At 64.9% G+C, this 8990-nt stretch carries 11 protein-coding genes; 5 read left to right on the top strand and 6 right to left on the bottom strand.

All coding sequences use genetic code 11. The features are described from left to right. Positions 1 to 53 precede the first annotated feature (53 nt). The 5 genes from NTW26_02100 to era are packed head-to-tail and all read right to left on the bottom strand — an operon-like array spanning position 54 to position 3836. On the bottom strand, positions 54 to 644 hold the full coding sequence (locus NTW26_02100) for a 2-oxoacid:acceptor oxidoreductase family protein (protein ID MCX7021065.1): 591 nt from the start codon (positions 642 to 644) through the stop codon (positions 54 to 56). 1 nt (position 645) lies between these two features. Then, on the bottom strand, positions 646 to 1494 hold the full coding sequence (locus tag NTW26_02095) for a 2-oxoacid:ferredoxin oxidoreductase subunit beta (protein ID MCX7021064.1): 849 nt from the start codon (positions 1492 to 1494) through the stop codon (positions 646 to 648). A gap of 17 nt (positions 1495 to 1511) precedes the next feature. Continuing rightward, positions 1512 to 2690 (bottom strand): 2-oxoacid:acceptor oxidoreductase subunit alpha, encoded by a 1179-nt coding sequence (locus NTW26_02090; protein ID MCX7021063.1) that lies wholly within the window; start codon positions 2688 to 2690, stop codon positions 1512 to 1514. Further along, positions 2677 to 2916 (bottom strand): 4Fe-4S dicluster domain-containing protein, encoded by a 240-nt coding sequence (locus NTW26_02085; protein ID MCX7021062.1) that lies wholly within the window; start codon positions 2914 to 2916, stop codon positions 2677 to 2679. Before NTW26_02085 ends, NTW26_02090 begins: the two co-directional genes overlap by 14 nt. Before the next feature lie 5 nt (positions 2917 to 2921). After that, a complete protein-coding gene (gene era, locus NTW26_02080; protein MCX7021061.1) occupies positions 2922 to 3836 on the bottom strand; it encodes a GTPase Era in 915 nt (304 codons plus the stop codon). A gap of 181 nt (positions 3837 to 4017) precedes the next feature. Here era and NTW26_02075 point away from each other — a divergent pair, with 181 nt between their 5' ends. Genes NTW26_02075 through NTW26_02065 form a run of 3 tightly spaced genes read left to right on the top strand, consistent with a single transcriptional unit; the run spans position 4018 to position 5360 of the window. Beyond that, positions 4018 to 4764: a hypothetical protein gene (locus NTW26_02075; protein ID MCX7021060.1), complete on the top strand. Its 747-nt coding sequence runs from the start codon at positions 4018 to 4020 to the stop codon at positions 4762 to 4764. After that, a complete protein-coding gene (locus NTW26_02070) occupies positions 4765 to 5226 on the top strand; it encodes a hypothetical protein (GenBank protein ID MCX7021059.1) in 462 nt (153 codons plus the stop codon). Continuing rightward, positions 5217 to 5360 (top strand): hypothetical protein, encoded by a 144-nt coding sequence (locus NTW26_02065; GenBank protein ID MCX7021058.1) that lies wholly within the window; start codon positions 5217 to 5219, stop codon positions 5358 to 5360. The genes NTW26_02070 and NTW26_02065 overlap by 10 nt, the downstream gene beginning before the upstream one ends. A gap of 297 nt (positions 5361 to 5657) precedes the next feature. Here NTW26_02065 and NTW26_02060 read toward each other — a convergent pair whose 3' ends face one another. Beyond that, positions 5658 to 6683: an Ig-like domain-containing protein gene (locus NTW26_02060; GenBank protein MCX7021057.1), complete on the bottom strand. Its 1026-nt coding sequence runs from the start codon at positions 6681 to 6683 to the stop codon at positions 5658 to 5660. 501 nt (positions 6684 to 7184) lie between these two features. Here NTW26_02060 and NTW26_02055 point away from each other — a divergent pair. Further along, a complete protein-coding gene (locus NTW26_02055) occupies positions 7185 to 7607 on the top strand; it encodes a hypothetical protein (GenBank protein MCX7021056.1) in 423 nt (140 codons plus the stop codon). A 40-nt stretch (positions 7608 to 7647) separates the two neighbouring features. Beyond that, on the top strand, positions 7648 to 8730 hold the full coding sequence (locus tag NTW26_02050) for a hypothetical protein (protein ID MCX7021055.1): 1083 nt from the start codon (positions 7648 to 7650) through the stop codon (positions 8728 to 8730). Positions 8731 to 8990: the final 260 nt, after the last annotated feature.

Below are 8990 nucleotides of genomic sequence, written 5' to 3'. Positions count from 1 at the left end.
CTCGGACATTCGATTGCCGCGCCCCGGCCGCCGCCGGACTTCATCCGCCGGGTTCAGAATCCCTCCCGGCCGGCCCTGGCGGCCCGGGCCTTCTCGCCCTCCCGCTCCCCCTCCTCGAACGCCCGCAGGTTGAGCTCCAGGAACCGCTGGGGCACGTTGTCGGTGAGCGCCCGCGTCAGCGCCTGTCGGCTCGTCACCTCCGTGAGGACCAGGATGTACCCCAGCGACATGATGTTGGCCACCACGGGGTTGCCCAGGGTGTCGCGGCAGTGGAAGGTGAAGGGGAAGGAAAAGGCGTCCTCGCGGGGGGGCTTGTCCACGAAGCTCGAATCGGCGACCAGGATGCCATCGGGCTTGAGGTCGCCGGAGTGCTTGTCGCAGGAGGCCTGGTTCATGGCCACCAGGACGTCAATGCGGGTGGGCTTGAGGTTGTCTATGGGGGCGTCGGCGATGCAGACCTCGCTCTTCGCGGCGCCGCCGCGGGCTTCCGGGCCGTAGCTCTGGGTCTGGAGCACCGTGCGGCCGCCGTAGAGCCCCGCCGCCTGGGCCAGGATGCGCCCCGAGGTCATCAGGCCCTGGCCGCCGGAGCCGGCGAAGCGGACCACCGTCATCTTCACGCCGTGGTGCGAATGGATACCGGCCAACTCAACCCCCCTGAACCCGTCGGCAAAGCGCGGCGTAAACCTGGGTGAACTCGGGGCGGGATTCGTCGTCGCAGAACACGCCGGTGAGGTACTGCCCCGGTTTGAGCGCGTGGGCGGGGTCCTTCTCCTTCATTTTCGCGAAGGCCTTCAGCGGCACCGCCAGCTTCTTCTCCTCCTCCATCATCTCCACGGGGCTCACGTAGCGGTTGCGCCGACCGTAGGTGGTGTAGCAGTGGGCCATGACCTCGACCACGGCGAATCCGCGCATCTCGATGGCCCTGGCGAAGAGCTCGGTCATGGCGGCCGCGTGGTAGCTGGTGGTGCGCGCGACGAAGGTCGCCCCCGCCGCCTGGGCCAGGCTGCAGATGTCGAAGGTCGGCTCGATCATCCCGTAGGGCGCCGTGGAGGCCCGCCGGCCCGTGGGGGTCGTCGGCGAGTACTGCCCGCCCGTCATCCCGGAGATGTAGTTGTTGACGATGACGGCGGTCAGGTCCAGGTTGCGCCGGCAGGTGTGGATGAAGTGGTTGCCCCCGATGGCGGTGGCGTCGCCGTCCCCCATGGCGGTTATCACCTTGAGCCCGGGCTTGGCCATCTTGATCCCGGTGGCGAAGGGCAGGGCGCGGCCGTGGGTGCCGTGGAGCGTGTTGAAATCCGTGTAGACCGGCATCCTCCCCGTGCAGCCGATGCCCGAGACGAAGGCGACGTCGTCCTTGTCTATCCCCAGCTTGTGGACGGCGCGGATGAGGGCCCCCATGATGATGCCCAGGCTGCACCCGGGGCACCACACCGTGGGGAACTTCTTCCGGTGGCGCAGGTACGAAAGGACGACGGATTTCGGGTTTTGCGACAAGGCTCCCCCGTGTAGCGTCAGAAGAGGAATTCCGCGGTCTCGCCCTTCTCGCGGAATCCGCGGTAGGTCCGGATCAGGAAGTCGGCGACGTCGTAGGGGTTGAATATCTCGCCGTCGGCGCGATTCACCTGGAGGATGCGCGCCCGGCCGCGGTTGACGCGCTCCACCTCGCGCACGAGCTGCCCCAGGTTGAGCTCGGGGACCACCAGGAGCCCCACACGGTCGCAGACCTCGTCAATGGCCTTCTCCGGGAGCGGCCAGATGGTCTTCAGCCGGAGCATGCCCGCTTTGATGCCCGCCCGCCGGGCGGCGTAGAGCGTCCGGCGCATGGAACGGGCCGTGCACCCATAGGCCACGACGGCCACGTCGGCGTCGTCCAGGTCCACCTGCTCCGTCATCTGTATTTCGGGGTGCTTGTCCAGCTTCGCGCACAGGTGGCGGAGCATCCGGTCGCACTCGGAGGGAACCCCGGTGGGGAAGCCGTCCTCGTCGTGGGTCAGGCCCGTGACGTGGTAGCGGTAGCCCTCGCCGAAGGGGATGAGGGGGACGGTGCCGTGGGCGGTGAGCTCGAAGGGGCGGTACCACTCGGCGGGGCGCTCGGCGATCTCGCGCTCGGCCACGTGAAGCTCGCCCGGCTCGGGGACTCCCATGACCTCGTACATGTGGCCTATCATCTCGTCGGCCAGAAGAATCACCGGGGTGCGGAACCGCTCGGCGAGGTTGAAGGCCTCCACGGTGAGGGTGAAGCACTCGAGGACGCTCTCGGGCGAAAGGGCGATGATGGGGTGGTCGCCGTGTGTGCCCCAGCGGGCCTGCATGACGTCGCCCTGGGCGACCTTCGTGGGCAGTCCGGTGGAGGGCCCGCCGCGCATCACGTTCACCACGACGCAGGGCGCCTCTATCATGGCCGCGTAGCCCAGGTTCTCCTGCATGAGGGAGAAGCCGGGTCCGCTGGTGGCGGTCATGGACTTGGCCCCGGCCATGGCCCCCCCCACGATGGCCGCCATGGAGGCTATCTCGTCCTCCATCTGGATGAAGGAGCCGCCCCGCTTGGGCTGCTCCAGGGCCATTATCTCGGCCACCTCGGTAGAGGGGGTGATGGGGTAGCCGGCGAAGAAGTCGCACCCGGCGTAGAGCGCGCCGTGGGCTATCGCCTCGTTGCCCGAGTAAAACTGCAGGTTCTTACTCTTCGACATCGGCTTTCTCCGCCTCGGGTTTGCCCCTGACGGTGACAGCGAAATCGAGACATAGAATCTCGCAGAGCTTGCAGTAGAGGCAGTTCTCGATGTGGGCTATCTCCGCCTTGCCGAGATGGTTCAGCACCAGCACGCCCTTGGGGCAGAAGGCGACGCAGATGCCGCAGCCCTTGCACCACTCCTCGAAGATGCGCACCGGTTTGTCGCCGTGGTTGTTCTTGCCCATGCCCGTCATCGGCTCCTGCCATATCCGAACCCGTCGAGCGCCGCGGGGTCGCGCCGCCACTTGGGCCGGACCTTGACCGAGAGGTCCAGGTACACGCGCCGTTCGAGAAAGGTCTCCACGGTGCTTCGGGCCCGGCTGCCGATTCCGCGCAGGACGGACCCCCCGGCCCCCACGACTATCCCCACCTGGCTCTTCCTCTCGACGAAGAGGGTGGCGGCGATGTAGGTGTGGCCGCCCGGCCGGTCCTCGAAGGCGTCCAGGTGGACCTCGAGGGCGTAGGGCAGCTCCTCGCGCAGTACGAGCATCGCCTGCTCGCGCACGAACTCGCCCACCAGCTCGCGCTCGGTCTCGGCGGTGAGCTGGTCGGCGTCGTAGAGCGGCGGCCCGACGGGCAGCATCTCGACCAGGCGGCCGAGGAGGGATTCGAGCCCCGCGCCGGTGAGGGCCGAGACCGGAAACGCCTCGACGTCACCGCCCCCCAGCCGCCGGGGAAGGGGGCCGGAGCGCGGAAGGTCAACCTTGTTCCAGGCGACCAAACACGGTTTCCCCGTGGTCGCGGCCAGGTCGCCCAGCTCGCCGTCGGCCGGCCCAAGGTCGGTGGAGTCCACCACAATCAGGACGGCGTCCGCGTCGGTCAGCGCCCTCCGGGTGGTCGCCATCATCCTGCGCCCGAGCTCGTCCTTCGGCCGGTGGTAGCCCGGCGTGTCCACGAAGACCGCCTGGTAGCCCTCGGCGGTGAGGACGCCACGCAGGCGGCGGCGCGTGGTCTGGGGCTTGGGGGTGGCGGGTGCGACCTTCTCGCCCAACAGGGTGTTGAGAAGGGTGGACTTGCCGACGTTGGGGCGCCCAAGGAGTACCACAAATCCGCTGCGGAAGACGGTTTCGGTGGAATCGCTCTTGTTTTGTGCGGGCCGGTGCATGGGCACGATGCCGGCAATGCGGAACCCCGACCCGAAAAACCGCGCCGGTTGCATCCGCGTAAAAACAGACGGAGTTTAGCAACTCGCCCGGGGATAGTCAAGCTCGACCGGCCCCCCACGGGCGGGTGCAGTTTGACAAAAGGACCCCCAAACGGTAGAGTAATCCCAAGGAGGCTTACCCATGGCGCACCCCCCGAGCGTGGACGCCGTGCGTCGCGGGGCTGTCGAGTTGGAGCCCGACCTGGGCGCTCTGCCCGGCGGGCTTCTGTCGGGACTCTGCCGCCTGGCGCTCCGTCCGGGGCCGGTGAATGAGTCGGCCGCCGAAGCCGTCCGTTGGGGCCGGGACCTGCTGGGCCGGCCGTCCGGGGAGAAGCTCCCCGTGCTGACGACCCTCCTGGCCGCCGAGCTCTACGGCCTGCCCCTCGGGGATATAGTTGCATGCGGCGATCCCGCGCGGGGGCTGGCCGCGTTTTTTTCGATAAGCGGGGCGCGGCGCGTTTGGCTCTGCCGCGGACAGAAGCTGACCCTGGCCGACGGTCGGCGCCTGGCCGATGTGCTGACCGAAACCGGGTTGGAAGTCGTCCCCTTCGGGACCACCAACCGCTGCCTCGTCCGGGAGCTCGCCGATGGATGGGCGGAGGGCGACGGGGCGGTGTGGGCCGCCTCGGGGAGCTTCCGCCTGGCCGGCTTCGTCGAGCATTTCGGGATTGACGAGCTGGCGGAGCTGGCCCGGGGGACCGGCGGACCGGCGGCGGTGCTCCTGGACGACTGGCTGCGACCCGCGCCGCGCCTCACGGGGCTATCGGCCTTCATCATCCCAGCCGGCGGGCCGGGGTTCGCCGTGGGAACCGACCCCGGCGACGCGCCCGCCGAAGACCGGCTCCGCCCCCTGTTCGAGCTCCTGCGCGAAACGCTCCTCGGAGGGTAGATGAACGAGTTCTTCCTCCAGCTCATCTTCCTGGTCATCATCATCAACCCGGTGAGCCAGATGATGCTGATTCTTTCCATCGCCCGGGAGCACCCGGACCGGGACGTGTCGCGGCTCATCTACCTCGGGAACCTGTGGGCTTTCTTGATCACGGCGCTCATCGCCGGGACGGGGAGCTTCCTCTTCAAGGTCGTCTTCCAGGTGGACGTGGCCACGCTGCGGCTGGCCGGGGGGCTGGTCCTGTCGGGCATCGGTTACATGCGCCTGAGCCGGGGGGTCACCTTCCACCTGCGCCGCGACCAGGACCTGGGCGAGCTGAAGGTGGTCCCCTTCGCCGTGCCGTTGATCGTGGGACCGGCCACCTTCGCCCAGTCGGTCACCATCGCCGCCAACTCCGGCGAGCTCTTCGCGCTGGCCGTGGTCGCGCCGCCATCGCCCTCAACGTGGGGCTCATGCGCCTGACCCTTTTATTGCAGAAGGTCATCAACCGCAACGTGGTCAACGTGAGCATCCGGCTCTCGGGGCTCATCACGCTGACCATCGGGCTGCAGATGGTGTACGACGCGGTGGTGGAGCTGGTGCGCATGGCGGGGTGAATTTCCCCTCCCCCCTTTGGGGGGAGGGCTAGGGTGAGGGGTGAAGAACATGCGGGCCACGAGACCCGCCCCTACGTCAGCGCAACGAGGCGCGGGCTGGGGTGAGGGCTGCTGCATGTCCCCTCTCCCTTCCAGGGAGAGGCTCGCCTACGGGTTAGGGTGAGGGTCGCAGCGGTCCCCTCCCCCCTCTGGGGGGAGGGCTAGGGAGAGGGGCGGGCGGGTGTGGACACCCGCCTCGACTTTTTTACCAACGAAAAGGGCGGGCCAAAACCCGCCCTTACGAATCCCAACGCTCGGCTAGAACTGGGCCTTGATGGCGCCCCAGGTCGTCGTCTGAATCCTGACCCACTCCTCGGTGATGAAGTTCCAAACGAAGTCATCGCTGGTGGGAATGCCCAGGCCGTCCTCCAGCCCCGCCGCGATGGTGCAGGTGATGGTCGCCTCGTAGCCGAACTCGTCGTCCGGGGTGAAGGTGCAGACCACGGACTGGGGGTCGGAGTCGTCAATGTCCATTACGCCGGAGATATCACCGCTGCGGGTGAAGCCGGCGGAGAGGGAGTGGCCGCCGGGGGTGAGCGCACGGCCGCTGGAAAGCGTGTCGTCCGTCACGGAGAAGTCCAGCGTGTCCAGGTTTATCCCCGAGTCGTCGCGCAGGGTGAACTCGATGCTCGCATCAATCGGCACATCGTCCTCGCCGTTCTGGGGGTCGATGTCCTCCACGATGGGCTCGTGTGTGTCAAGCATGCTGCCCAGGTCCAGGTGGATCAGCATGGACTGCACGACCTCTTTGTCCCCGGAGTTCTTTTCCAGGAAGCAGACGGCCACCAGGTGCTCGGTGTCCCAGCCGGTGGGGTCGAAGCCCCAGCAGTAGCTGTCGCTCTCGCCGGACCCGGAAATCTGGAGCACCGCCGGCGTGGTATCGCCGGCGCGGACCACCAGCGGATACGTGTCCCACATTTCCTGGTACACGACCATCCACACCCACCACTCGTTCGAGATGTCGTCTTCCAGGTTCACCGTGGTCTCCAGATAAACCTCGTCGCCGATGGGGAAGTAGTTGAGGTCCAGGGTGGCCTCGGACTCCTTGGCGAGCTGCATGTCTATCCGGGTCTTGAGCCAGTCGTAGTCCAACTGCCAGGTGGAGTAGGTTCCGACGAGCTTGTAGATGTAGTCCACCATGGCGGTGGGGTAACCGGTGACGGAGCAGTAGCTCTTGCGGTAGTTGGTGTAATCGTTGGCGTAGCCGTCGCCGCAGTGGTTGGAGACCATCGTGAGGTCAGACTCGGAATAATCCGCGCGGAGATGCGTGAAAGCTTCACGCATAATGGGGCAGTAGCCTCACCACGAGGCGTCGAAGTCTTCCAGGTAAACCGTCTTTTCCGCCGCCAGGGCCCCCGCGGCAAAGACAAAGACCAGGATGAGCACCATGTTCAGAATCTTCATCAACGTACCTCCCTTTCGTCGGTAAATTGGCCTCGCGGGCGGCGGGACAACAAATCCCCCACCCCTGATTCAATCCAGGAGTTGATACCGACGGTTATTTTATCACAGGTCAACGGCGGTTGGGCATGTTTTTGAGATGAACGCGTAAAGCGTTGACCAGGGCCGCCGAGTCCCCTCCCCACTTTGGGGGGAGGGTTAGGGAGGGGGGGTATAGCGGCGGGGATTCTATCCCCGCAGTTTTCGCGTAGAAACAAGGGGTTTAAGCCCCGTGTTTGTTAAACGAAAATTCATCCAAAATTTCTTTAACCGACCCTTGCCGAGCCCCTTTTTATGTGCTAGTTTAACTGGTGCAATTGATAAGTCCCACTAACGGAGGTTAAAATGCGCAAGTTGCTGATACTCGGGGGAGGGGTGGTAGTCCTCCTCTTTGCGGCCCTGACCGCCTGCTCGGACGGGCTGTCGGCGGGGGATGACGACCCCCTGGCGGACAGGGTTGATTACATCGTTTACGGCATCACCTACCAAATGATCTCGGCTATTTACGGGATCCCCCACGAGGCCGAAGTAGGGCTTCGTCACGTCTACGCTAATCCCTACACCACTTACATCTACACGACGACTTCGGACGAAGATACCGGCTACTACGAATTCCTTTTAAACCAGCTGGACACGGCCTGGTATGCCTGCGACGCCTGGTTCGAGGAAGGCAATAGCAGATGGCAGGGCTCGAGCAGCGATTTCTTCTGGAACAAAGCTGATCCCCATAGCTTTCCGCGTGACATAAAAATGTACGAAGTCGAGTAACCCTTTTGAGGTTACTCAATCTTTTTGAGGAGGAAACGGGATGAGAACCCTCGTATTCTTGACCGTTCTGGCCGTCGTGTCGTGCCTGGCGGGCGACGCCGTGTCCGTCGGGCCTGCGCCACCCTCGGAGTACAACGCCCACTGGCGGATAGTACCGGGCGCGGGAGTCGGCTGCGTCCGCGACGACCTGTTCGTATACGGCTCCAACGACGCGGCCGGCATGATGTACGTGGGCCAGAACATCAACCTCTGCGGCTACGACGGCGTCAGCATATCAATTCAATACTCCCTAGAGACCGCCGACGAGGGCGATTACGCCGAGGTTGCCCTCCAAGACGGTATCCAATACTACCAGCTCTGCACATTCGAGGGCAACACCGGCGGCGTAACCGCTTTCACCACCGCCCTCGACGACTACTACGGCTGTAAAGACCTGGGAATCAGCATCGGGTGGACATCCAATGAGACGGGGGTGGCCAAGGGCATCCGCATCTATACCATAAGGATAGACGGCGTTAATTGGGGGGATGGCGACTACACCAACATCTTCACCTGGGACGCGACCGAAGACGTGACCGGCCATCAGACCTTCATCGCTAGCGTCCTTCCGGAGGACACCATGAACTGCCTGTCCTTCGAGTACGGCACCAACCTGGACGCCCAGGGATGGTGGGCGGTGGACAACATGGAGCTCGTCGCCGACGGGGTGAGCGTCCTGCCCCGGCAGGCGGGGGGCTACGGCATCGAGGATTTCGAGAGCGGCGGCTGGTATCAGGACCAACATGGCCTTTCCGGTGAGTGGGAGACGGACACCGACCACGCCACCGGGGACATGTCCGGCACGAACTGGCAGTGCGACTCCGCCGCCCATCCGGGGTCGCCGTACCAAGCCGAGACCTTCTCGCCCTGGTTTTGGGTCAGAAACGCAAACGCGGTCACTGTAAATTTCGACACCTGGTTTCACCCGGTGGGTGCGGATGATTACGCTTCGCTCGGCTGCTATTCCGGCGGGGACTCTGCCTTTTTCGAGGAAACCTTTAACGATCTGTACGACTGGTTATTAATCGACTACGGCGACGAGGTAACGGAGACCTCCTGGGGCGCCATCAAGGCGAGCTTCTAGCCTTCCTCGTTCCGACGTAGGGCGGCCCTTCTATGGGCCGCCGCTTTTACGTTCCCTACCCTCACCCTAACCCTCTCCCTGGAAGGGAGAGGGGATAAAATGTAGGGCGGGGATTTTAATCCCCGCCGCTTTTTTCTAAGGCAGCCCTCACCCCTAGTTGCGATGATGTAGGGCGGCCCCTCCGCGGGCCGCCGCGTTTTCTATATTCCCAACCTTGACCCTCACCCTAGCCCTCTCCCTGGAAGGCAGAGGGGACATGC

The sequence above is a fragment of the bacterium genome (assembly GCA_026398675.1).
Taxonomy (GTDB): Bacteria; RBG-13-66-14; RBG-13-66-14; order RBG-13-66-14; family RBG-13-66-14; genus RBG-13-66-14.
This window is presented reverse-complemented; position numbering and strand designations above follow the sequence as displayed.